This window comes from Bradyrhizobium sp. LB8.2 (assembly GCF_040548035.1).
GTDB lineage: Bacteria > Pseudomonadota > Alphaproteobacteria > Rhizobiales > Xanthobacteraceae > Bradyrhizobium.
The window spans coordinates 78,620-101,619 of sequence record NZ_JBEPQV010000001.1 but is presented as its reverse complement, the minus strand read 5'-3'; the positions used below and the strand labels follow the sequence as shown (position 1 = coordinate 101,619).

Genomic DNA, 23,000 nt, shown 5'->3' with positions numbered 1-23,000 from the left:
CCCCTCACCTTGTGGGGACAAGGAAGACAGTTTACCGCGCCGCGGCGACCTTCAACGACGGCGGCATCAATCCGCCCATCGGCCGGCCGGAGCGCGTCGGGTTGAGCTGATAGAGACCGCGGCGGTCGGCGATCGGGCGGAACGCGTCGGTGATGCCGACGACGGATTCGGCGGCGCCAAGCAGCAGCGTGCCGTCGACTTCCAGTCCCTTCGCCATGCGCTCGAAGATCACCGCCTTGGTGTCCTGGTCGAAATAGATCAGGACGTTGCGGCAGAAGATCACGTCGAACGTGCCGAGATGGGAGAAGTCCTGCAACAGATTGAGCTGGCGGAACTGCACCATCGCGCGAATGTCGGCATTGAGCTGCCAGATGTCGCCCGATTGCGTGAAGTATTTCATCAGGTGCTGGATCGGCAGGCCGCGCTGCACCTCGAACTGGCTGTAGACGCCGGCCTTGGATTTCTCCAGCACCTCCTGCGACAGATCGGTGGCGACGATCTCGATGCGCCAGCCGGCCAAGGCTGCGCCCATCTCCTTCACGCACATCGCGATCGAATAGGGCTCCTGCCCCGTCGACGCCGCCGCCGACCAGATGCGCAGCGATCTGCGCGCCGCGCGCGCCCGAAGCAGACCCGGCAGGATGGTTTCGCGTAAGTGATCGAACGGAATCTTGTCGCGGTAGAAGAAAGTCTCGTTGGTGGTCATCGCTTCGACCACGTCGGTCGCAAGCCGCCCGTCGCCGTTCCTGATCTTCAGCACGAGATCGGGAATGCCGGGAAGACTAGCCTTGCGGGCCAGCGGCAGCAGACGGCTCTCAACCAGATACTGCTTGTCCGGGGAGAGATCGAGGCCGGAGCGCTCTTTCAGGAACTTGCGCAGATAGTCGTAGTCGACCGGCGTCACGAGCGGTCTCCTGCGAACAGGCGATTGACCCGGGCGCCGATCTGGTTGAGCGGCAGGATCGCCGCGCAGATGCCGGCATGGGCCGCAGCGCCCGGCATGCCCCAGACCACGCTCGTGGCTTCGTCCTGCGCGATGACGCTGCCGCCGGCGGCAACGATGTCCTTGCCGCCGCGCATGCCGTCCGAGCCCATGCCCGTCAGGATCACGGAGAGGATGGCGCCATGCCAGATGTCGATGGCGGAGGTGAACAGCGGGTCGACCGCGGGCTTGCAGAAATTGACGGCGGGGCCGTCGTCGAGCGCGATCGCCACGTCGGCGCCGCTGCGCACGACGCGCATGTGCTTGCCGCCCGGCGCAAGGTAGATGCGGCCCGGCTTTACCGGCTCGCCATCGACCGCCTCGGCCGCTGGCTTGCGGCTCGTGCGTGCCAGATGCTCGGCAAGGATGGTCGTGAAGGTCGGCGGCATGTGCTGGGTGATCAGCACCGGGAAGCGGTCGATCACCGGACCGAGCTCGGTGACGAGCGCCATCAGCGCCTGAGGACCGCCGGTCGATGAGCCGATCAGCAGCACCTTCGGCGCCTGGGTCGAGAACGGACGCGTGGTCAGCGGACCCGACGACAGGGCATGTATGGCCGGAGCCGGTGCGGGCGTAGCAGGCCGCGCGACAGCCGGTCCACGTGCGACTGACGCCGGGCTTGCGGGCGCCAGCGGCGGGCTCGCAACGGCGGGCTTCCGGCGCAGCCGTGCGCCGAGGTGGCGGATCTTCTGGATCAGGTCGTGGTGGAAGATGTCCGCAGCCGACGCTTCGCGCGTCGATTCCGGCTTCGGAATGTAGTCGGCCGCGCCGAGCGACAGCGCCTTGAAGCTGATCTCCGCGTTACGGCGGGTCAGCGTCGAGGCCATGATGATGACGAGATCGCGCTTCTTCGCCAGCAATTGCGGCAGCGCCGAGATGCCGTCCAGCTCGGGCATTTCGATGTCGAGCACGGCAACATCAGGGTTGATGCGTTCGATCTGGTTGACCGCCTCGAGCCCGGTGCGCAGCGAGGCCGCGACCTCCATGTCGTGCTCGGCACCGATCCAGCGCGAGATCAGACCGCGGATGACGACGGAGTCGTCGACGATCATCACCCGCAATGGGCCGGCTTCGCGCGACGAACCTGTGGTCGAATTACCTGCGAACGCAACGCTCATTACTCACCAACTCGGACTGAAACGGTTCAGTTGAAAACAAACGCCGAAGGATCCGTTCAGCCTCCGGGCGGTCGCTCAGATAAGCCCGACTTCCTGGAATTTCGCCGTCACGATGTCTTTGTCGAACGGCTTCATGATATACTCGTTGGCGCCGGCGTGCAGCGCGCGCGCGATGTGCGCGACGTCGTTCTCGGTGGTGCAGAACACGACCTTGGGCTGGTCGCCACCGGGCATGCGCCTGAGATGGCCGAGGAACTCGTAGCCGTCCATCACCGGCATGTTCCAGTCGAGCAGCACTGCGTCGGGCAGGCCGCGCTTGCAGGCTTCCAGCGCTTTCTCACCATCTTCCGCTTCGAGGATCTGGAAGTCGAGGCCCTCCAGGATCCGGCGCGCAACCTTGCGGATGACGCTGGAATCATCAACGACGAGACAAGTTCGCATGTGAACCTCTGCTTCTCCCCCTTTGCGGGGGCACTTCCAATTGCAGGTACGTCGGCGGTAGTGCCGCCGTATCAGGCCGCCATCATCTCGGGCGCGAGCTCGAGGACGCGATCGACGTCGAGGACGACCATGAGCTGTCCGTCGAGGCGGTGGACGCCGCCGGCGAGCTTGGCCATGCGGGGATCGAGGTTGACGGGGTTTTCTTCCATGTTGTCTTCGGCAAGCCGCAGCACCTCGCCGATCTGGTCGATCAGCAGGCCGTAGGATTCGCCGCGCAGGTCGACGCCGACCGCCATCGGCGGCTTGCCGTCCTCGGGCCTGGGCAGGCCGAGCCGGGCGCGCATGTCGACCACGGTGACGATGCGGCCGCGCAGGTTCAGCACGCCCGCGATCTCGCGCGAGGACAACGGAACGCGGGTGACGCGCTCGGGCATGAACACGTCCTGGACCCGGGAGATCGGCAGGCCGAACAGCTGGCCGCCGATCATCGCGGTGACGTATTCGACCATGGCGCCTTCGCCGGACTGGGTCTTCCTGGTCATGTGCGTATCTCCTGATCCATGCCGGTTTGTTGGAGCATGATCTCCGCGCAAACGCGTTCCGGGTTTGTCGCGAGGGAAAACCGCTTCGCACTTTTCCGGATCATGCTCTTACGCCGCTGCCCGGCTCAGCTCGGAGGCGCCGGCGGCGCCCGCGGTCTGTTCCTTCAGCGCCGCGATCAGACCGGGACGGTCGAACTTGGCGACATAGTCGTGGAAGCCGGCCTGACGGCCGCGCTCGATTGCCGCCGGCGACACCAGCGCCGAGAGGCCGATGATCGGCATCGCGCCCAGATTGCTGTCGGAGCGGATAACTTCCGCGAACTCGAACCCGTTCATGTCGGGCATCTCGATGTCGGTCAGGACCACGTCGAAGGTCTGTGCGCGCAGCGCCGCGAGGCCCTCCTGCGCGGTCGGCGCGGTGCGGACCCGGTAGCCGGCGGCCTTGAGCACCGGAGCCAGCATGTTGCGGAAGAACGCGCTGTCGTCGACCAGCAGCACCGACTGCGAGTGCAGCGACGGCTTCATCTCCTTGCGGGTGAACCAGTCGGCGAACGCCATCGGCAGGAAGTGGCCGACGTCGATCACTTCGGTGGCCTGGCCCTTGATCACGGCCGAGCCGAGAATGCCCTGGCTGGAGCCGCCGACCTCGATGTTGAGCCGTTCCTCGACGATGTCGATGATCTCGTCGACGACGAGGCCCATGGAGCGGCCGTCGTCGGAGAACACCAGGATCGGCTGGGCGCCCTGGCTGGCAATGGTGACGCTCTCCATGGCAACCAGCGGCATCAGCTGCTCGCGGTACTGCACCATGTAGCGGCCGTTGCTGAACTCGATCTTGTCGGCGGGCAGCTCCTCCAGGCGCGTGACCAGCCCGAGCGGGACCGCCTTGGGCTGGGACGAGCCGGCGCGGAAGACCAGCAGCGAGGTGGTCTGCTCGCCCGTTCCGATGTGGTGAGCCCCGTTCTCGTTGGCCATGTCATGGGCCGAGGCGCCGGCGGCGCCGAGCGCCTTGGCAATGCCGTTGGGATCGATGATCATGATGACCGCGCCGTCGCCCAAAATGGTATTGCCGGAGAACATGTCGATGTGACGCAGCTTCGTCGACATCGGCTTGACCACGATTTCTTCGGTGTGGAACACGCCGTCGACCACGATGCCGAAGGTCTGGCTGCCGACCTGGGTCACCACGATAAAACCGTTCTCGGGATCGGAGACGGCGCCGTCGTCGATCTTGAGCAGCTTCTTGAGGTGGATCAGCGGCAGCAGCTTGTTGCGCAACCTGAGGACCGCGGTGTCCTTGATGCGCTCGATGCGGTGCTCGCTGTTGGCGCGGGCACGGACCAGTTCGACCACGGCGAGCTGCGGGATCGCAAAACGGTCGCCGGCGGCCTCCACGATCAGCGCGGAGACGATGGCCAAGGTCAGCGGGATCTTGATGGTGACGGAGGAGCCCTCGCCGGCCACCGACTTGATGTCGATGGTGCCGCCGATCTGGTCGATATTGGTGCGCACCACGTCCATGCCGACGCCGCGGCCCGACACCGAGGTGATGGCGGCCGCGGTCGAGAAGCCCGGGGCGAAGATGAACTTGTGGATCTGGGCTTCGCTCATCTTCTCGAGCTCGGCCTCGGTGGCCAGACCCGAGGAGATCGCCTTGGCCTTGATCCTGTCGGTGTTGAGCCCACGGCCGTTGTCGGCGATGCAGATGATGATGTGGCCGCCCTCGTGATAGGCGGACAGGCGGATGGTGCCCTGCTCGCCCTTGCCACCGGCGAGACGCTCGGCCGGGGTCTCCAGGCCATGGTCGGCGGAGTTGCGCACCATGTGGGTGAGCGGGTCCTTGATCAGGTCGAGCACCTGGCGGTCGAGCTCGGTGTCGGCACCGTGCATCTCCAGCTCGATCTGCTTGCCGAGTTCGCCCGAGAGGTCGCGGACGATGCGGGGCAGCTTCTGCCAGGCATTGCCGATCGGCTGCATGCGCGTCTTCATGACGCCTTCCTGCAGCTCGGCGGTGACGTTGGACAGCCGCTGCAACGGCACCTTGAACTCGGTGTCCTCGTTGCGGCGGGAGATCTCCAGCAGCTGGTTGCGGGTCAGCACCAGCTCGGAGACCATGGTCATCAGATGCTCCAGCGTATCCACGTTGACGCGGATCGACTGGTTGGCGATGCGGTCGCCCTCGGAGGCCGTCTCGTCGGCCCCCGACTTCTTCGGGGCGGGCTTTGCCTTGGCGTCCTTGGCAGTTTCCTTGGCAGTTTCCTTCGCCACAGGCGCCGGCGCCTCAGCGGCCGGCGCGGGCGCGGCCTTTACTTCAGCTTTGGCAACGGGCGCGGGGGCCGGGGCTTCGATCGCGGTCTCGCGGAAGGCGCGCTCGAGCTCGTCGAGCGACACTTCGCCCAGACGCAGCGGCCGCTCCAGGGTCTGGTCGGCCAGCACGCCGGAGGTCGGCGCGGCTTCAACGGCGACAGGTGCTTCCGGCACCAGCGGCGGCGCTTCGGCCACGGGAGCAGCAGCGACACCTGCTGACATCGCCGCCATGCCATGCTCGACCATCGCTTCCAGCTTGTCGATCAGGTCGCGGTCGGTGCCCTCGGGCTCGGCTTCGGTCGCCTCGAGGCCAGCGAGGATTTCCTTGATGCGGTCGATCGAGGACAGGATCACCGTCACCGCCTGCCCGGTCACCGGCATGCCGTCACGGAATTTGCCCATCAGCGTCTCGCCGGCATGCGCCAGCGCTTCCAGGCGCGGCAATCCGAGGAAGCCGCAGGTGCCCTTGATGGTGTGGACCAGGCGGAAGATGTTATCCAGGATCTTGGCGTTGTTCGGCTCCTGCTCGAACTTCACCAGCTGATTGTCCACCGTGTCCAGGCTCTCGCCGGTTTCCGTCAAAAACTCCCGCAACAGATCATCCATGAAAACAGGCCTTCATACAGGGAGGGCGCGCACGTGACGTGATGCGCCATTTCGGAATGAGGCCAGCTTCACCGCAAAGCGTTTAATAATGGTTGAGTATGTGCAAAAGAACGGAACCAACAAAGAGATAAGGCGCTCCGGACAAGCCGAAGCGCCTTGTAAAGATTCGATTAACGTTTGAGAGCGTCTTCGTGCCTACGAAGCGATTATGGTGATGGCCTCGCCTTCGTGCGCAAGCCTCACGGTGAGCCCGCAAGCCTCTGCCAGCAGCCGCGTGTAATAAGGCTGGATCGCGTGCGCATCCGCGGCCGGGCCGCGCTCGCCGCTCAGGAGCTCGGAGATGTTCAGCGGCAGGCGCGCATTATGTCCGGTCGCGGTGATGCGGAAGCTCATCGTCTCGCCCTCGCCGATCGGGTCGATCGTCAGCGTGCCGCCGCGCGGAATCGTGTGCTGCGAAACGACCAGCATGTTGAGCAGCAGTTTGACGCGATTTTTCGGCATCAGGATCCGCGGCAAATTCCAGGTGATCGAGCACTTGCCGTCCTCGATGTGGCCGCGCGCCATGGTCTGGGCATCGCCGAGATCGATCTGCGCGCCGGACGAGCCGGCCGCCCCGAAGGCGAGGCGACAGAACTGGAGGCGGGCAGAGGCGGTTTTCGCGCTCTTGCGAATCAGGTCGAGCGCGAACTCGCGGTCGTCGGGCTTGGGGTTGTCGTCGAGCACTTCGAGCCCATTGACGATGGCGCCGACAGGGCTGATGAGATCGTGGCAAACGCGCGAGCACAGCAGCGCAGCGAGTTCGAGCGCATCTGGAGCGGTAGCGGAAGCGGGTGACGAAGCGTCAGACATAAAGGGTTCCTGGAATTGCACGGCGCGGACGCGGCGAATCACGCATGCTTGACGAATGCCGCGGGTTCTAACATTCGCAAGCCCGTGGCAGCTAGCTTGCGATCGGCTCGAAGCGGCCATAAAGCCGCGGCGAATCACTCGAGTAGGGATGGAATCGCCGATGAATGAGGCATGCAGGTGAAGCGGATCATCGACGGCGCGGCCGCCTCCCACCTGATGGAGCCGCTCACCGCCCTGGTGGTGAAGGCCGGCGAGGCCATTCTCGCGGTCAACCGCGCGGCGATGCGGGTCGACGGCAAGCAGGACGGCTCGCCCGTGACGGAGGCCGATCTTGCCGCCGACCGCATCATCGCGGACGGCCTGGCGCAGCTTGCGGGCGATATCCCGACGCTCTCGGAAGAGCGGACCCAGCTCGCCTCGCCGCCGTTCCGCGACAGTTTCTTCCTGATCGACCCGCTCGACGGCACCAAGGAGTTCGTCGCCGGACGCGACGAGTTTACCGTCAACCTTGCCCTCGTGACATCAGGCGTGCCGCTGCTGGGCATCGTCAGCGCCCCGGCGCTGGGGCTGCTCTGGCGCGGTATCGTCGGCCGCGGCGCCGAGCGGGTGAGGTTTGGCGGCGCGACCATCGGCGCGGCCGAACCGATCCATACCCGCAAGCTGCCGACGCCGGGCGAGCCCTGGATCGCGGCGGTGAGCCGCTCGCACGGCGATCCCAAAAGCGAGGCATTCATCGATGGCCGGCCCAATGCCGTGCGAAAGACGGTCGGCTCGGCCGTGAAATTCGGCCGGATCGCGGAGGGCAGCGCCGACATCTATCCCCGCTTCGGGCCAACTTGTGAGTGGGACGTCGGGGCCGGCTGCGCGGTCGTGACCGCGGCCGGCGGCAGGGTGACCGACGGCAGGGGTGGCGAACTCCGCTTCGGCGAGCGCCACGATGGCGGCTTCATCATCCCGGCGTTCATCGCCTGGGGCGACCCGCAGGCGGTGGTTGCTACTGACTGAGCTTGTCCTGGAGGGCCGGCCAGCGCTTGCCCACCTCATGGAGGAAGCGCTCGGGATTGGCGGCGAAGGCGTCGCGATTGGATTCCCGGCTGAACAGATAAAGCCGCTGCGCCGCGATCACGAACAAGCGCGGATTGCCGGCGACGGTCACGCCCCGGGCGATATCGACCGGATCATAGCCGCCGAACTGCGGTCCGTAGATCTCGGGGTGGGCCAGGAAAGAGGCCCGGTTGCCCTCGTTCCGGAACCGCCAGACAGCGTCCCAGAGGTTCGCTTCGAACTCCGCCGTGCCCTGCACGGCCGTGCCATCGACGAAATAGGCCACGGGGTCGAAGCCCTCGATCGCTACGCCGTTGAAACGATTGACGACGATCCGCTCGGTGGTGGCCGCCCGCGCCGGCAACCCCGGACAGATGATCCAGATGCCCGACAGCAGGCAGACCAGAAGGCCGATCAAGGCAATTCCGGGGCGCAAAGGGCTGGCTTCCTGCCGTTGTGCCGTCATAGTTGCTGCGGATAACATCCGAGTCGAGGGGACATTCGGCGCAACCTAGAGCCGCGCCTGTTGGCGTCAGGTTAAGGAAGCGACCGGTTTCGCTACCAGGGGTTCTTTTATGACTTTCGCATCACGCCTTGCTGCGTTCGCGCTTGCCGCGATGGTTGGCTTGATCGTGCCGGCCGCCGCCCAGCAGGCGGCGCCACCCAATTTGCCGCCGCCGCAGCGGACCCAGACGCCCAGCACCTATGGGCCGGACGAACTCGTGAACGCCGGCCATCGCTTCTTCGGCAACGTCTCGCGCGGTCTTGCCTCGATCATCGAGAAGGCGGTCAGCCAATGGGGCCTGCCCAACGGCTATATCCTCGGTGAGGAAGGCTCCGGCGCCTTCGTCGCCGGCCTGCGCTACGGCGAAGGCACGCTCTACACCAAGAACGCCGGCGATTTGCGCGTCTACTGGCAGGGCCCCTCGCTCGGCTTCGACTGGGGCGGCGACGGCGCACGCACCATGACGCTGGTCTATAATCTGCCCGCCACCAATGCGATCTATCAGCGCTTCGCCGGCCTCGACGGCTCGGCCTACATCATCGGCGGCTTCGGCATGACGGCGCTCACCGCCAACAACATCGTGCTGGTGCCGATCCGCTCGGGCCTCGGCCTGCGGCTGGGAGCCAATATCGGCTATTTGAAATTCACGCCGCGCGCGACCTGGAACCCGTTCTAGGTTTCCCTCCTCCGGTCCCGTTCCGGATTCACGTTAACAACAGGGCGGGGCTGGCTTTTTGCCGGCCCGCCATGCATTGTCATTGGTAAATTTTTCCTTAGCTCTGGAGTTCTGGCCCATGGTCGAACCGATCATGTACCTAGCGATCGGTTTCCTGCTTTCGATGCTGTGCGGGCTTGCCATCGTGCCGCTGGTGCATAGCCGAGCGGTGCGCCTGACCACGCGCCGGCTCGAGGCCGCCACGCCGTTGTCGATGGCCGAGATCCAGGCCGACAAGGATCAGCTCCGCGCCGAATTCGCCATGTCGGCGCGACGGCTCGAGATGAGCGTCGACCAGCTCAAGAACAAGACCACGAGCCAGCTCGCCGAACTCGGCAAGAAGAGCGACGCCATCAACCGCATGAAGATCGAGCTCGGCGAGAAGAACGCCACGATTTTCGCGCTCGAGGCGCGCGAGAAGGCGGTGAAGGAGCAGCTCCGCGCCACCGAAGAGGAATTCAACACCAAGACCGAGGCCCTGCGCGCCGCCGAGAATGCGCTGACCGACAAGCGGGGCGAGTTGGCAAAAATCAATTCCGAGCTGTCCGACCGCTCGATGATGGCCGAGAGCCGCCAGGTCGAGCTCGTCGCGGTCCGTGCGCAGATCGAAGAGCTGAAAAACCGCGTCGGCGACGCCGAGAAGGAATTTGCCGCAACGCAGACGCGGCTGACGCAGGAACGCACCGAATCCGAGACCGCCTCGCGCGAGCTTGGCGACGCCCGCGGCCGCGTCGAAAATCTGAGCCAGCGCGTCAACGAGCTCGATCGGCAGCTCATCGTGCAGGTCAAGGAAGCCGAGATGCTGGCGGGCCGCGTCACCGACCTCGAAGGCCGCCTCGCCACGCAGGGCAAGCTGCTTGCCGAGCGCGACTACGAGAATAACCAGCTCCGCCAGGCCAATGAGGGCAACGAGCGCACCGTCAAGGAGTTGCGCGTCGAGATCGCAGCGTTGAGCGGCGGCAAATCGTCGGCCGCAATGGAATCGCTCCGCGCGGAAAAGACCGCGCTGGAGGAGCAGCTCCGCACCGCCCGCGACGAGCGCGCCAAGCTCCAGCGCGACATCAACGCGATCCAGCAGCAGGCTGAGAGCTCCTGGGCGACCGAGCGGATGGAGAACGCGCTGCTGCGCGAGCGCATCAACGACATCGCAGCCGAGGTCGCAAAGCTCGCGATGCAGCTCGAAGGCCCGAACTCGCCGATCGAGGCCCTGCTTGCGGCCGAGGCCGGCCAGCCGCCGAGGCCGACGCCGCGCCCGGCCAATGACGCCGCGACCAATGGCACGGCCGCAGGCACCCTGCCCGAAGGCGGCGGAACACTCGCCGAACGCATCCGCGCGCTCCAGGCCCACGCCTCCCGCGCCCGCCAGCAGGGCGCGTAGGCGGCCCCAAAACGGTCTCACTGCCGGATTGCGCCGTCTCTGGAAGGTTTTCGGGCCTTGAGGCGCCCTCAAAACTTGACACCTTCGGCCCGCACTTCTAAATCGCGGGCTCCAATGCGCCGGCCGGCCGAAAGTCCGGCCTGCATGATGGTCCCGGGTGCATAGCTCAGCGGGAGAGCGTTCCCTTCACACGGGAGAGGTCCAAGGTTCGATCCCTTGTGCGCCCACCATCCATCTTCCTGAACCATAGTGATTGCGGACCCATCGTCGGCGCCTAGCGGCGTTTCGGGACCGTCTCAATCAAAAATGTCGAAAACAACCCCATGCACAGTAGCCGACGCGAGCCGGATCAATAGGTTGCGCCTTTTCCGAATCCGCTTGCTCCGCCGGGCAAAACACGGGCAGGATGGCGTCATCCCGATATGTCCCACGCGGCTGGGTGGGGCGTCGCAAAATCGCTCCGCACTCTTCCGGAGCAAGCTTCAGGCGGTCCGCTCCGGCCGCCTGGCCGCGCAGAGACCGACGAGGGTCCCGATGGCGACCAGCGCTGCGGCCAGCAGCAGCTGCAATTCCCCATCGTCGGTCGTGCCTACGGACGACACAAGTCTGGTCACGACGACGAACAGAACGCCCACGGAGGCCGCTGCACCCACACTGAGATAGGCCAGCTCCCGCGTCAGGTCGCGGCCGAGAAGTCCGAGTGCGGTGAAATACATCGCGCAAGCGTTGGGATGAACGAACAGGGCAACGCGCGCGTAAGGACCGTAGGCGTCGAGGAGGGACTCGCATCGGCTCAGCGCCGCTTTGGAAGCTACGCGCTGCAACAACGGTCTGAAAAAACGAGCCTGTCCGTAACTCAGGACGGCGCCCACGATGATGGCCAGCCACGCCACGATAAAAACGGAGATATCCGCGGGCTTCGGATTGAGCGCCACGGACATCAGGATGAGGGCGGTTCCGGGAAAATAGCCAAAATACGGGAAGACCGACTCCAGGAGCACGCAGACGAACACGAAGACCGGAAACCATGACGAAGCCGTTGCATCGTGGACGATGGCGTTCAAGTCGAAGAGGTCAGTCTTGTACAGGACGAGGTACATGCACATGGCCAATCCGGCCAGCGCGTAGAACGGCAACGCCCCCGAGAGAAACCGTCTCATCCAGCCGCCATGCTTTGCTTCGCGGACACGGCGGAGACCTTCGATATCAGCACAAGACAACGGAAACGCATGGTTTATGTTTAGGCGAATGAGATTGCCCCTGTCGATAGCAATCCTCGCCTCAGCTGCGCGGGCCATTCGCCGCATTGAAATGCCAGCCGATCGGGAAGGCGCAGTCAATCACAGACCCAGTGTGACTTCGGCCCAGTGCATCGCAGTGCTGCCGCCCAGAAACTCGATCACGCGGGGTTCGATGGTCTCCGGCCGATCGTGGCCAATGACCGCGGTCGCTGCGATCATGTCGCAACGCTCGTTGTAGACGACCGACACCAGCGTTTTGCCGGGAGCGCCACGTGAGTTGAGCGTGTAGGCGCGGCTGCGACCTTTCATCCACGCAATCGTGATGGGATGGCCGGAACCGAGTGGAGAGACTTCGCCCAGGAGAACGGTATCGCCCATACGATCGAGGTCATCATCATCGGCGACGCCCGTCGTGCAATTGCAGAAACCTATCTTGGCACGCAGGTACAGCGTCACCTCGACACCGCAGTCGGCCGCCTTGCAGCGGAACGACTTTCCTTTGCCCCATTGGTCAATCGAGAAGGGCCACGTCACCTCCTGCCACACCGGCGTGGCGGAATTTGCGGCGGCATGCCGTGGCACATAGAGCCACAACAGCGATGCCGCCAGCGTGCTTCCCAGTGCGATTGCGGCGACGGCGATGGCGGCTGCCCTTCTCATCACTCCACCGTTCTCGTTCCGGCTCAGTTGCTGGCGAGATATCTCTTCGCCGCCGCAACCTCGGGGCGCTCCGAATCGGCACTGGCCGTCAGCGTTACGAGCTGTTGACAGTTCTGTCGTGCCGCTTCCTTGTCACCAAGGGCTTCGGCCGCTTTGGCCGCCCCCGCGAAAGCGTGCAAGCGGTTCGGCTCTTTCGCCTTGGTTGCCTCGAATGCAGCAAGCGCCTCCCTGGCCATGCCGCGATCGAGCAGCATGAACCCGTAAAGTTCGCGCGCCGGCGCCAGTGGTCCGGGCGTGATCACGTGCTTTTCCGTCTTGTCCTCGGCATCCGCCGCGGCACTCATCGCATTGAGGGCCTCGTCATATTTGGCCTCGGCGTAAAGCACCCAGGCGACGGCGACCTGACGCTGGACGTCGACGATTCCGGACCAATAATTGTCTTTGGCGTCCTGCAGCTTGTCGCGCAGTTCCGTCAGCTTCTGGATGTCGGCCTTGGCGGCTTCCGGCTTGCCGGACCGTGCCGCGCCGAGGGCGCGCGCGAAATGCGATACTGCCATCGCGAAGTTGAGGCCGCTCGGCCTGACCGGCAGCTGCGATGCATCATCCCAATCGCTACGGTCGATCGCATAACGCGCCGGCGAAGCCGCCAGCGCGTAATCTGCCGCTGCGACTGTCGCCTTGAAGCCGGTCTCCTTGATCATGTCGTCGATGACCGCGCGCGCCTGCTTGTCCTGGCCGAGCTGCAGGTGAGCATAAACCATGTAGTCTTGCGCGTGCAGGTAGTTGCCGACCGACTTTTCGGCCATCGCGGCTTTCACGGAAGCGGTGTTGGACTCGATCGATTCCTTCCAATAGCCGACGCGTGTGTAGATGTGGGATGGCATGTGCTGGGCGTGCGGCGCGGCCGGTGCGATCTTGGCGTAACGATTGGCTGCATCGAGCCCTTTCTGCGCCAGCGCCGGGTAGTCGTAGAGGTGGATCAGATAATGCGTCACGCCTGGATGCTGCGGCAGCCGCCTGGAAATCGGCTCGAGGATCGCCGCGCCCTTGGTCTGCTGCGCGTAAGTCTTGTCGTTCAGATCCGCCGACGTATTGAGCGTAATGGCGTAGGCGATCTGGGCTTCGTCGTCGTCTGGATATTTTGCCGCGACGCGCGCCTGCGCGTCACGCAGCATGCGCATCCGCTGGGCGTGAGGGATGTTGTCGTAATCGGCATACATCACCATCAACGCATCGATGTAATCGCGTTCGCGTTCGGTCGCGGCTCCGATCTCCTTGGCCTTCATGATCGCGGCGAGGCCCGGCGCCAGGTTCGGCTTTGGAATCGCATTGTGCGGATTGTCCATGTAGGTGAGCGCAATGCCCCAATAGGCCATGCCGCATGTCGGGTCAGCCTTGATGGCTTCCTCGAAGATCTCCTTGGCGTTGAGATACCAGTAGGAATGCTGATAGCGCATCCCGCGATCGAAGCGGCGCTGGGCCACATCGTTGCAAGAGGTCTGGAAATGAACGCTGCCGAGCTGCTGATCTACATCATCTTGCGCGGCCAGAGCCTGTGGTCCTGATAGGCCGAGACCGGCTACGATGACGAGGAACAGGGACTTTCGCATGGATCCCTCCCTTTGCCTGACACGCAATGTATTGGTCTTGATGGCCCTCACTATATGACGTTCGCGGCTTTTGAACAGCGAAGTGAATCGCGGCAGCGCGACTGACCCAGCGGCGCCTCGGAGTTGGCGAAACCGGTCCGAAGCCAGAGCTGTCGGGGTTTGATCCTTATACGCCCACCATTAGGCCTCAGATCGCATCCCTACCCGATCGACAGAATCTCGATCTCCTGCGCGCCCGCCCCCACGACGTCGCCAACGGCCTTTCCCATCAGCGACCTCGCGACAGGCGCGACGAACGAGATCGAGCCGGCCTTGGGATCGGCTTCGTCCTCGCCGACGATGCGATAGGTTTGCACGCGGCCATCGGTGCGGCTGAAGGTCACGGTGCTGCCGAAGGCGACGATATCGGTCGACACCGGGGCGGGAATGACCTGCGCCGTGCGCAGCCGTTCGGTGAGATAACGGGCGTCACGCAAGGGCACCGCCGATTGCCTGCGCTTTTCGTTGACGTCCTCGATGCGCTGCGCGGCTTCATAGGCCTCGCGCGCATCCTGAAGCTGCGTCTGCAATGCCTGCAAGCCTGCTTCCGTCACGAGATTTGGATGCGGCGAGATCGGCCGATCCGGCAATAGCGTCTCGGCGGCGGTTTCCGCGCTCTCTTCTTTGGTAAAGGCGACGCTCAAGTCGAAAATCCTGTCGAACTGTTGGGGCTCACCGCTTGCGCTTTCCCGCCGCGAGGAATTGCGCCCGTAGCCGCTGGCGATTATCCCGGACTATATCTCAAGTTCGACGAACCGGCGCAGCTTGAAGACGAGGTCCGGCATAGCCTGGCGGAACCGCGTTGCATTCCGGAACGTGGTCGAGAACGGCGCGAAGGTGATCATCGCGTTCCAGTGCCTGTAACCGTAGACCGTCACGGAGGCGCCGGTCGCCGGAAAATTCTCCATCTTGCGCAGCTCGCCCAGGACGAGATCGGCGATCGCTTCGGCCGGCAGCAACTGCTTGCCGTCCGGCGTGGTGGCGATCTTCGCCGGCGGCTCGGCCGGCTCGGTGACAGCCGGCACCGCATCGGGCTCGTTCTCGGGTTTGGCCGGCGCAAGATCGGGAGTTGACGGCTCGACCAGCTCAAACCCGTTCGTCGGCGCTGTCGGCGGAACCTCAATGAGCGGCGGCGGTGCAATACTGTCTGCTGCGCGCTTGTTGCCTCCCAGGATGCTGCTGATCATGGCCACAAGGCCAGCATCCTTCACGTCGTCACTCATTACTCCCCCCAGGCTTCGGCCTACTCTAGCACCGCTCGCGCGGACCTCCACTGGGGACGTATGACCGGATTCCGCCCGGCCAAGGTCCTGGTTTCAAGACTGTCACGCGGATGGCAGCGGCGGCGCAACGGCTGATCCCCTCGCGCGGCCGTGCGATCCGTCACCGTTTATCGAACGGAACGTATTGCTGGTACTGCTTGGGCACCGAGCTGCGGTAGCGCGCGGGCACCGTGCCGCTGTCGACCGAGTGATCGATCTCCTGCTGCCGCGTCATCTTCTTCTTCGCCGGCTTCTTCGACGCACTCTTCTTGGAGTCGGTCGGCTGGCTGGAAGCGTCATTGGTTGCGCCCGGCGCTGTCGTCGTCGCTGCCGGCGCGGCGGTTGTCGTCGCGGGTGCCGCGGTTCCGCCGGCGGCCGGTGCGCCCTGCGCCAGCGCGAGCGGTGTTTGCATGAGAAGCGCCAGCGCTGCTGTCGCAGCCAGCAAGCATGACCTTTGCATCATAATCTCCAAAATTCCTGATCCGAACGAGGCAACCGTAGTTCGCCGGGATCGACGCGTGCAAGTCTGCTCACAATAGGCCGGAACCCCATCGTGAACTGTGGCCGAGATCACATTGCCGGCGGCCGGCTGCGTCATGATGTACCTTGTCGCGAACGCAAGGCGTTCCGCCGACACCAACACAGGCATGATCCTGCATCAGACGAGCTCATAGTCCTATCCACTCGCTCTCGAAGGAGACTGAAATGCGTCGCACCATCCTCACTCTCGCATCGCTCGCGGCCCTGATCGCCGTAGCATCCCCGGCCGCCCAGGCACATCCTGCAAACGATCGATATTGCCTGCAGGGGCGCATGTGGGGCTATCCCGGCAACTGCCAGTTCACGAGCTATCAGCAGTGCCAGGCCACCGCCTCCGGGACGTCCGCTTATTGCGGCGTCAATCCGCGCTACGCGTTCTCGCAGCAGCGCGACTACTGACAGGTTCGCGGCGTGCGCGCACCACGCGCGCGCCGCTACAATTTTTACGTGAAGCCGATCCGCTTCGCCAACGTCCCGGCGAATTGAAACTGTGCGAAGCCGCCTGCGTCCGTCGATGACGGGAATGTTATCCGTCGCCGCGACGGAGAAATTCACGATGCGCGGCCGTGGCTTGCGGGCAAGGCGGCTCCTGCGAAGATTCCGATGCCCGGCAATTGTGATCCATCTCGCTCGTGGCACGCGTGATCGCGCTTAGGCTGCAAACTCCAGCGCAAGAAACTAGCCCGTTTCATTCGATTTTCAGGGAGGTGTTTCAATGAGCAGCCGCCACGCAATTGTCCCGCGCGGTCTGAACGCAACGCGTTCGCCGCTTTCGCAAGGCCGCTTCGGCCGCATGTTCCGCAAGATCAAACCGGCGACATTCGGCCCGAACGATTCCGACAATGTTGCGAACCTGTCGGCGCTGGCCGACAAGATGGTCGCGGGCTTCGATGGACCGAAGGACGGCCCGGACGCCGAAGAGAGCGGCATTCCCGCGCTCTACACCTATTTCGGCCAGTTCATCGACCACGACATCACCTTCGATCCGGTAAGCTCGCTGACCAAACAGCAGGACCCCGACGGGCTCGTCGACTTCCGCACGCCGTCGCTCGATCTGGATAATCTCTACGGCCGCGGTCCGAACGACCAGCCCTACATGTATGACGGCATCAAATTCCGCCTCGGCGAGAAGGTGACCGGCGCGGGCGTGCCCGATGCCAGCGACCTGCCGCGCTTCAAGGGCCGCGCGCTGATCGGCGATCCCCGCAACGACGAGAACAGCATCGTCTCGCAGTTCCAGGCCTTGATGCTGCGCTTTCACAACCGCATGGTCGACGACAATGACAGCCTGTCGTTCGAGGACGTGCAACAGCGCGTTCGATTCCACTATCAGTACGTCGTGCTGAACGACTTCCTGCCACGCATCGTTCATGCCAGCGTGCTGGACGAATTGAAGACCGCGGGCCGCTACGACCGCAGCAAGCTCGCCTACTACCACTGGAAGACCTATCCGTTCATGCCGGTCGAGTTCTCGGTCGCGGCCTATCGGCTCGGGCACTCCATGATCCGCCCCGGCTACCGGATGAACGATGCGGCCAACATGCTGTTGCAGATTTTCCCCGACCCCAACAATCCCGACCACAACGCGCTGACCGGTTTCCGTTCCATGGGCCCGGGACGCGCCATGGACTGGGGCCGCTTCATCGATCTGGACACGCGCGCCTATGGCGTCGAGGACGACGACACCAATGCCGACAACAAGAGGCGGCTTCAGTTCGCCTATCGCATCGATGCCTCGCTGGTGGACCCGCTGCGCAAGCTGCCGCCGGAAGTCGCGTCCAATCCGTCGTCGCTCGCGCTGCGCAATCTCGAGCGCAGCTGGCGGCTCGGATTGCCATCCGGCCAGGACGTCGCCAAGGCGATGAATCTGATCCCGCTGACAGACGACGAGATCATCATCGGCAAGGCCGTCGACGAGCCCGGCACGGGCGATCCGCAAGTCAAGATCGCGACCATCGCGAACGGCGTGTTTGCCGGCAATTGCCCGCTCTGGGCCTACATCCTGGCCGAGGCGCGGCAGTTCCAGACCGCCGTCACGATCCCCGCCACCGGCGCGCCCGGCCCCATCAACACGCCGCAGCTCGGCCCCGTCGGCGGTCGCATCGTCGCCGAGGTCTTCCTCGGTATGATGTTCGGCGCAAACTCCTCTCTGCTGTCGCTCGACCCGCAATGGACGCCGGTGACCGGCTCCAACTTCGCGCTGAAGGATATCGTCGCCTACGCGCTCGGCCAGGGCGATCCGCTGCACTGAGCTTGCGATCCGTCGAAGACATCAGGCCGCCCGCGTTCCCGGGCGGCCTGATTCCGAGGTCTGCTCAATGGGCAGTCCCGAGGCCGCTCTCCGCGAGGCGCGTGGCGAACCAGCGCGACAGCGGCTGATCGACGACGCCGCTGAAATAGACCTCCGAGATCGTCACATGGTGCCTGTCCAGCACCAGCAGCACGCCGATCCAGTAGGCGAACCAGACATGCGCATCCGTCAGCGCCATCAGCTTGTGCTGGTCGTGATCGAGCGGGGTGTGATTGCTCGCCTTGCGGATCTCCACGGTGAGCAAATTGTTCGGGATCTCGCGCTGATGCACGACGACGTCAGGATAGATCGACTTGCCCAGATGATCGTCGGTCGAGATGATGGTGCCGTGGGGCAGATGCAGCGTGCGCTCGCCGAGCCGGTCGTAGTTGCAGTCGACCGCCCAGCCCGAAAACTGCCGCTCGAGATAGACGGCGAAGCGGTGGGTCACCGCCCGCTCGCCGATGTCCTTCTCGAACAGGAATGCTTCGTGCGCGTAGAAGTCCCGGAGCGCCGCGATCACCTTGTTCAGCTCGGTCTGCATCGTGCTCCCCGGCCCATCACGCGCATTCCGATGCGCCGTCACCAAACCCTCATGGTGAGGAGCGCGGAACGCGCGTCTCGAACCATGAAGGTCCGTATCCCGCCTGTCACCATCCTTCGAGACGCCCGCGTAACGCGGGCTCCTCAGGATGAGGCCGGAATTCGCGGCGCGATCGACCAGATCCTACATCTGGACTTCGATCAGCCGTGGCCCGGGCTCGGCGACGGCTTCGGCCAGCGCCTTGTTGAAATCGTCAGCGTTGGTGACGGCGCGGCCGGGCACGCCCATGCCCTTGGCCAGCGCCACGAAATCGAGCGTCGGACGGTCGAGGCGGAGCATGTCGTTGGCGCGCTGGCCGGGTTCGCCAGCGCCGACATTGTCGAACTCGCCGCGCAGGATCTGGTAGATGCGATTGGCGAACACGATGGTGACGATGTTGAGATTCTCGCGGGCCTGCGTCCACAGCGACTGGATCGTGTACATCGCGCTGCCGTCGCCGACCATGCAGATCACCTTGCGGTCCGGGCAGGCGATCGCGGCACCGATCGAGAGCGGCGTCGAGAAGCCGATCGAGCCGCCCATGTTCTGAAGCCAGTCGTGCGGAGCCGCCGCCGCCGTCGGCGGGAAGAAGGCGCGGCCGGTGGTCAGCGATTCGTCGATCAGGATCGCGTTCTCCGGGATCGCGTAGGCGATCGACTGCGCGATCGAGGCGTGGGTGAGCGCGCCGGTCGGCTTGAGCAGCTCCTGCGCGGCCTGCGGCTTGACGTCCTTCGCACTGGCCTTCACCGCGCCCGCAAGCGCTTCCAGCGCTGCGACCGAATTCTCGCCCCAGGAGGTCATGCGATGCACGTCGCAGCCCTCGGGCTTAAGGATGCTCGGCTTGTTCGGATAGGCGAAGAACGCCACGGGATCGTCGGACTCGACCAGCACGATGTGACGGAACTTCGCCAGCATCTGCAGCGCGTTGTCGATCACGTAATGGATGCGATCAATCGAAAAGCGGCCGCGGCCGCGCGCCATCCTGGGACGGAAGGTCGGGCCCATCACGGTGCAGCCGGTCTTGGCGGCGATGCGCTCGGCCAGCGCCAGGCCCTGCTCGCTCAGCGCACTGCCGGTCATCAGCAGCAGCGTGCCCTCGCCGTCGCCGTGCAGGATCTTTGCGGCTTGCTCGACCGCCTGCGGCGAATAGCTCGCGCGCTGCTGCTCGGCCGGAACCTCGGCGATGCCGTCGGCCTCGTTCCACGCAGTGTCCGCGGGCAGGATCAGGGTCGCGATCTGCGGCGGCGCGCTTCTGGCGGCGGCGATCGCCGCGGCACCATCGGCGGCGACCGATTTGGAGTTCGGCGAGGTACGCACCCAGGACGACATCGGCCGGGCCAAACCCTCGATGTCGGAGGTCAGCGGCGCGTTGTAGGCGATGTGGTAGACGGCGTGCTGGCCGACGATGTTGACGATGCCGGAATTCGCCTTCTTGGCGTTGTGCAGATTGGCAAGGCCGTTGGCGAGACCGGGACCGAGATGCAGCAGCGTCGAGGCCGGCGTGCCCTTCATGCGGAAATAGCCGTCGGCAGCGCCGGTCACCACGCCCTCGAACAGGCCGAGCACGCAACGCATGCCGGGCACGCGGTCGAGCGCTGCGACAAAATGCATCTCGGAGGTGCCGGGGTTGGAGAAGCAGACGTCAACCCCGCCCTTGACCATCGTCCGCACCAGACTTTCCGCACCGTTCATCCGTCAGCTCCCGTAACCGGCAATTTTCCAACAATCCGTCCGATCAATCATTGTTCGCTCGTCTCGTCAAAGCAATAGCCGGCATCGCCGCCCTGCCCCGCGCGGCGATGCGCCGGTTTGGCTAATGCTTTTCGCCAAATTGGCGTGGTTGCCGATTTGGTAACTTCCTTCATTAAGGATGCCTGCCTCACGGGGCCGTGGCTTGCGGAAAGCCCGCAAATATGGCCTGTGACTTCAGTTGAATCGATTTTTGCTGGGGGAAACAATGATCCGGTTTTTTGCCGCGCCGATCGCCGCCATCGCACTGCTGTCGGCCACCGCCGGCGGCGCCTTCGCCGAAGAGTTCGACACGCGCGACATCATGGGCGGCGGCCCGAACTTCTTCCGCGGCGGCTCGAGCCCGGTCCCCCGGACCACCGTCATGTATAACGGCAAATACGCCCCCGGCACGATCGTCGTGAACACCAGCGAGCGCCGGCTCTACCTGGTACTCCAGAACGGCCAGGCACTGCGCTACGGCATCGGCGTCGGCCGCGACGGCTTCCGCTGGGGCGGAGTGCACAGGATCACCGCCAAGAAGGAATGGCCGGATTGGACGCCGCCGTCGCAGATGCTGGCCCGCCGGCCGGACCTGCCGCGTCACATGAGAGGCGGCATAGAGAATCCTCTCGGCGCACGCGCGATGTATCTGGGCTCGACGCTCTACCGCATCCACGGCTCCAACGAGCCGGAGACGATCGGCCAGGCGGTGTCCTCAGGCTGCTTCCGCATGACCAATGACGACGTCAGCGACCTCTACGGCCGCGTCGGGGTCGGCACCACCGTGGTCGTGCTCAACAACTAGCGGGCGACGAATCGCGCGAAACCGCGAGCGCGTGAATATGCGGTCTTGTGCGTCGCTTGCGAATACGGCAGCGTCGCCCGGCAATGAGCGCATTGGCCCCGTCTTCGTCCGGCTTTCGCATCGCCCTGCTGGCGCTCGCCACCGTCGCGTTCGTCCCTGACACCGCTACCATCGCCGTCGCCGGTGAATTGCCCGCGATCGCCTCGCGCCAGCGCGCCGAGAAGAAGAGCTTTACCGACGGCGAGATCGTCGATGGCTTTCTGAAGACGGCATTCGGCGCCGAATACCACCTTGCCGGCCGTGTCGATCGCATCCGCAAGTTCGACGGGCCGGTGCGCGTGTTCGCCGAGAGCGACCGCGCCGACCGCAAGGCGCAGCTCACAAAAGTCGTGGCTGACATCGGCAAACGCGTGCAGCATCTCGACATCGCCATGATCGACACCAGCGAGGCGGCGAATGTGCGGGTGAAGCTCGTGCGCGACAGCGATCTGTTCCGCACCATCTCGAGCTTCTACGGCGCGGCGAAGGCCCGCGAGATCCGCACCTCGCTCGATCCGCAATGCCTGTCCGGCTTTCGCAAGAACGACAATTACGAGATCGAGCATTCCGACGTCATCCTCACCGTCGACAACGGCGATTTCACCTTCCTCGACTGCGCCTATGAGGAGCTGCTGCAATCGCTCGGCCCGATCAACGACACCGCGAGCGTGCCCTGGACCATGTTCAACGACAACGTCTCGATGGGGTATTTCGACGTCTACGACCAGTACATCCTCAATCTGCTCTATGATCCCCGCATCAAGGCCGGCATGACCATACAGGAGGTCAAGGCGGTGCTGCCCGACGTGCTCACCGATGTGCGCATTTGGGTGACGCGCGTGAATGATCTGAAAGAGTGAGGCGCCTTCCCCACAAAGGGAGAAGAGAAAGCAGTCACACTTTCCTCGCCTTCGTCATCAGAAATTGCTGGCGCATCACGTTGTTGCTTCCGTCGAAATATTCGGAGATCAGCGCCTCGAACTCGCTGCGCAAACTTCGCAGCTTGTCCGGCTCGTCCTTGTACTGGGCCACGAGCTTGATCAAAGGCCCGATCGTCGTTTCCATGGTGCGGCGGAAATGCTGCGGGCTGAGTGCGGACGGATTCATGATGTCCATCTCGAACGAAATATCCTTCACCTTCCCCGCGAGACGTTCGGCGACGATCTTCGGATCACCCCACGACACCGGTGAGGCCACGCCCTCGGGCGGCGGCAGATGGCGGCCGATCAGCGCGAACATCCGTCCGACATAGAGATGCGGCGGCCAGGTGGAGAAGGCGATGGTGCCGCCGGGCTTCAGCACGCGCAGCATCTCGCCGATGGTGACCTCGGGGCGCGGCGCGAACATGTGGCCGAACTGGCTGAGCACCACGTCGAACTCGTTGTCGCCGTAGGGCAGGCTTTCGGCGTCGCCTTCGGCGAAGTCGAGATCGAGGTTCGCCAGCTGCGCGTGCTCGCGGGCGCGCTCGATCAGAACCGGAGACAGGTCGAGGCCCCTGACCTTTGCACCGCGGCGCGCCGCCGTGATCGCGGCAACGCCGGTGCCGCATCCGACATCCAGCAGCCTTTGGCCGGTAGCGACCCCGGCGAAACTCACGAGCTTGGCCGCCGAGGGCGTCGTGAACACTTCCATTGGCGTGAACAGCGACCAGGCCTCCTTCTGGACTGCCTTGAAACCAGCAAACGGGTCTTGCGCGGCCATGGAACTCTCCCT

At 64.5% G+C, this 23,000-nt stretch carries 24 protein-coding genes and 1 tRNA gene; 8 read left to right on the top strand and 17 right to left on the bottom strand.

The window, feature by feature from the left end:
- Positions 1–31: 31 nt before the first annotated feature.
- The 6 genes from ABIB06_RS00480 to chpT form a co-directional block, all read right to left on the bottom strand.
- Positions 32–904: a CheR family methyltransferase gene (locus ABIB06_RS00480; RefSeq protein ID WP_354047557.1), complete on the bottom strand. Its 873-nt coding sequence runs from the start codon at positions 902–904 to the stop codon at positions 32–34.
- Positions 901–2,100 (bottom strand): protein-glutamate methylesterase/protein-glutamine glutaminase, encoded by a 1,200-nt coding sequence (locus tag ABIB06_RS00475; protein ID WP_354047559.1) that lies wholly within the window; start codon positions 2,098–2,100, stop codon positions 901–903. The genes ABIB06_RS00480 and ABIB06_RS00475 overlap by 4 nt, the downstream gene beginning before the upstream one ends.
- 75 nt (positions 2,101–2,175) lie before the next feature.
- Positions 2,176–2,541, bottom strand: a complete 366-nt coding sequence (locus ABIB06_RS00470; protein WP_007600538.1) for a response regulator — start codon at positions 2,539–2,541, stop codon at positions 2,176–2,178.
- A gap of 71 nt (positions 2,542–2,612) precedes the next feature.
- Entirely contained in the window at positions 2,613–3,083 is a 471-nt protein-coding gene (locus tag ABIB06_RS00465; protein WP_354047561.1) for a chemotaxis protein CheW, read from the bottom strand.
- 108 nt (positions 3,084–3,191) lie between these two features.
- Complete coding sequence (locus tag ABIB06_RS00460; protein WP_354047563.1) at positions 3,192–5,996, bottom strand: hybrid sensor histidine kinase/response regulator; 2,805 nt, start codon at positions 5,994–5,996, stop codon at positions 3,192–3,194.
- 195 nt (positions 5,997–6,191) lie between these two features.
- Entirely contained in the window at positions 6,192–6,845 is a 654-nt protein-coding gene (gene chpT / locus ABIB06_RS00455; protein WP_354047565.1) for a histidine phosphotransferase ChpT, read from the bottom strand.
- Between the two features lie 171 nt (positions 6,846–7,016).
- Between chpT and ABIB06_RS00450 the strand changes: the two genes are divergently transcribed.
- Entirely contained in the window at positions 7,017–7,850 is an 834-nt protein-coding gene (locus ABIB06_RS00450) for a 3'(2'),5'-bisphosphate nucleotidase CysQ family protein (RefSeq protein ID WP_354047567.1), read from the top strand.
- On the opposite strand, the gene ABIB06_RS00445 is transcribed toward ABIB06_RS00450, so the two are convergent.
- A complete protein-coding gene (locus ABIB06_RS00445; RefSeq protein ID WP_354047712.1) occupies positions 7,840–8,325 on the bottom strand; it encodes a YHS domain-containing (seleno)protein in 486 nt (161 codons plus the stop codon). The genes ABIB06_RS00450 and ABIB06_RS00445 overlap by 11 nt on opposite strands.
- A gap of 139 nt (positions 8,326–8,464) precedes the next feature.
- Between ABIB06_RS00445 and ABIB06_RS00440 the strand changes: the two genes are divergently transcribed.
- The 3 genes from ABIB06_RS00440 to ABIB06_RS00430 all read left to right on the top strand — a co-directional run bounded on the left by ABIB06_RS00440 (position 8,465) and on the right by ABIB06_RS00430 (position 10,717).
- Positions 8,465–9,070, top strand: coding sequence for a DUF1134 domain-containing protein (locus tag ABIB06_RS00440; protein ID WP_247344767.1), 606 nt, complete (start codon positions 8,465–8,467; stop codon positions 9,068–9,070).
- Positions 9,071–9,188: 118 nt separating this feature from the next.
- Positions 9,189–10,487: a coiled-coil domain-containing protein gene (locus tag ABIB06_RS00435; RefSeq protein WP_354047569.1), complete on the top strand. Its 1,299-nt coding sequence runs from the start codon at positions 9,189–9,191 to the stop codon at positions 10,485–10,487.
- A gap of 155 nt (positions 10,488–10,642) precedes the next feature.
- Positions 10,643–10,717: transfer RNA gene (locus ABIB06_RS00430), tRNA-Val, on the top strand.
- A gap of 252 nt (positions 10,718–10,969) precedes the next feature.
- Here ABIB06_RS00430 and ABIB06_RS00425 read toward each other — a convergent pair.
- From ABIB06_RS00425 to ABIB06_RS00400, 6 genes are all read right to left on the bottom strand, one after another.
- On the bottom strand, positions 10,970–11,647 hold the full coding sequence (locus tag ABIB06_RS00425) for a hypothetical protein (RefSeq protein ID WP_354047571.1): 678 nt from the start codon (positions 11,645–11,647) through the stop codon (positions 10,970–10,972).
- A gap of 180 nt (positions 11,648–11,827) precedes the next feature.
- On the bottom strand, positions 11,828–12,388 hold the full coding sequence (locus ABIB06_RS00420; RefSeq protein ID WP_354047573.1) for a hypothetical protein: 561 nt from the start codon (positions 12,386–12,388) through the stop codon (positions 11,828–11,830).
- Positions 12,389–12,411: 23 nt separating this feature from the next.
- Complete coding sequence (locus ABIB06_RS00415) at positions 12,412–13,998, bottom strand: hypothetical protein (protein WP_354047575.1); 1,587 nt, start codon at positions 13,996–13,998, stop codon at positions 12,412–12,414.
- A 200-nt stretch (positions 13,999–14,198) separates the two neighbouring features.
- The gene (greA, locus tag ABIB06_RS00410; RefSeq protein WP_247441651.1) at positions 14,199–14,681 is read right to left on the bottom strand and encodes a transcription elongation factor GreA; all 483 of its coding nucleotides are present in this window, start codon (positions 14,679–14,681) and stop codon (positions 14,199–14,201) included.
- A 90-nt stretch (positions 14,682–14,771) separates the two neighbouring features.
- Positions 14,772–15,260: a hypothetical protein gene (locus ABIB06_RS00405; protein WP_354047576.1), complete on the bottom strand. Its 489-nt coding sequence runs from the start codon at positions 15,258–15,260 to the stop codon at positions 14,772–14,774.
- Between the two features lie 160 nt (positions 15,261–15,420).
- Positions 15,421–15,759: a hypothetical protein gene (locus tag ABIB06_RS00400; protein ID WP_354047577.1), complete on the bottom strand. Its 339-nt coding sequence runs from the start codon at positions 15,757–15,759 to the stop codon at positions 15,421–15,423.
- 245 nt (positions 15,760–16,004) lie between these two features.
- Here ABIB06_RS00400 and ABIB06_RS00395 point away from each other — a divergent pair, with 245 nt between their 5' ends.
- Together ABIB06_RS00395 and ABIB06_RS00390 are read left to right on the top strand one after the other, a co-directional pair.
- Entirely contained in the window at positions 16,005–16,238 is a 234-nt protein-coding gene (locus ABIB06_RS00395) for a DUF3551 domain-containing protein (RefSeq protein ID WP_247348800.1), read from the top strand.
- Positions 16,239–16,554: 316 nt separating this feature from the next.
- The gene (locus ABIB06_RS00390) at positions 16,555–18,090 is read left to right on the top strand and encodes a peroxidase family protein (RefSeq protein WP_354047579.1); all 1,536 of its coding nucleotides are present in this window, start codon (positions 16,555–16,557) and stop codon (positions 18,088–18,090) included.
- A gap of 64 nt (positions 18,091–18,154) precedes the next feature.
- Here the strand turns inward: ABIB06_RS00390 and ABIB06_RS00385 are convergent, their stop codons facing one another.
- The 3 genes from ABIB06_RS00385 to ABIB06_RS00375 all read right to left on the bottom strand — a co-directional run bounded on the left by ABIB06_RS00385 (position 18,155) and on the right by ABIB06_RS00375 (position 20,577).
- Complete coding sequence (locus ABIB06_RS00385) at positions 18,155–18,673, bottom strand: hypothetical protein (RefSeq protein WP_354125548.1); 519 nt, start codon at positions 18,671–18,673, stop codon at positions 18,155–18,157.
- A gap of 183 nt (positions 18,674–18,856) precedes the next feature.
- Entirely contained in the window at positions 18,857–20,404 is a 1,548-nt protein-coding gene (locus ABIB06_RS00380; RefSeq protein WP_354047583.1) for an acetolactate synthase large subunit, read from the bottom strand.
- A gap of 47 nt (positions 20,405–20,451) precedes the next feature.
- Entirely contained in the window at positions 20,452–20,577 is a 126-nt protein-coding gene (locus ABIB06_RS00375; protein WP_256467659.1) for a hypothetical protein, read from the bottom strand.
- Between the two features lie 92 nt (positions 20,578–20,669).
- On the opposite strand from ABIB06_RS00375, the gene ABIB06_RS00370 reads away from it, so the two are divergent.
- Positions 20,670–21,248 (top strand): L,D-transpeptidase, encoded by a 579-nt coding sequence (locus tag ABIB06_RS00370; protein WP_354047585.1) that lies wholly within the window; start codon positions 20,670–20,672, stop codon positions 21,246–21,248.
- 83 nt (positions 21,249–21,331) lie between these two features.
- On the top strand, positions 21,332–22,147 hold the full coding sequence (locus ABIB06_RS00365) for a DUF2927 domain-containing protein (protein WP_354047587.1): 816 nt from the start codon (positions 21,332–21,334) through the stop codon (positions 22,145–22,147).
- 34 nt (positions 22,148–22,181) lie between these two features.
- On the opposite strand, the gene ABIB06_RS00360 is transcribed toward ABIB06_RS00365, so the two are convergent.
- The gene (locus ABIB06_RS00360; RefSeq protein ID WP_354047589.1) at positions 22,182–22,988 is read right to left on the bottom strand and encodes a class I SAM-dependent methyltransferase; all 807 of its coding nucleotides are present in this window, start codon (positions 22,986–22,988) and stop codon (positions 22,182–22,184) included.
- Between the last annotated feature and the right edge of the window lie 12 nt (positions 22,989–23,000).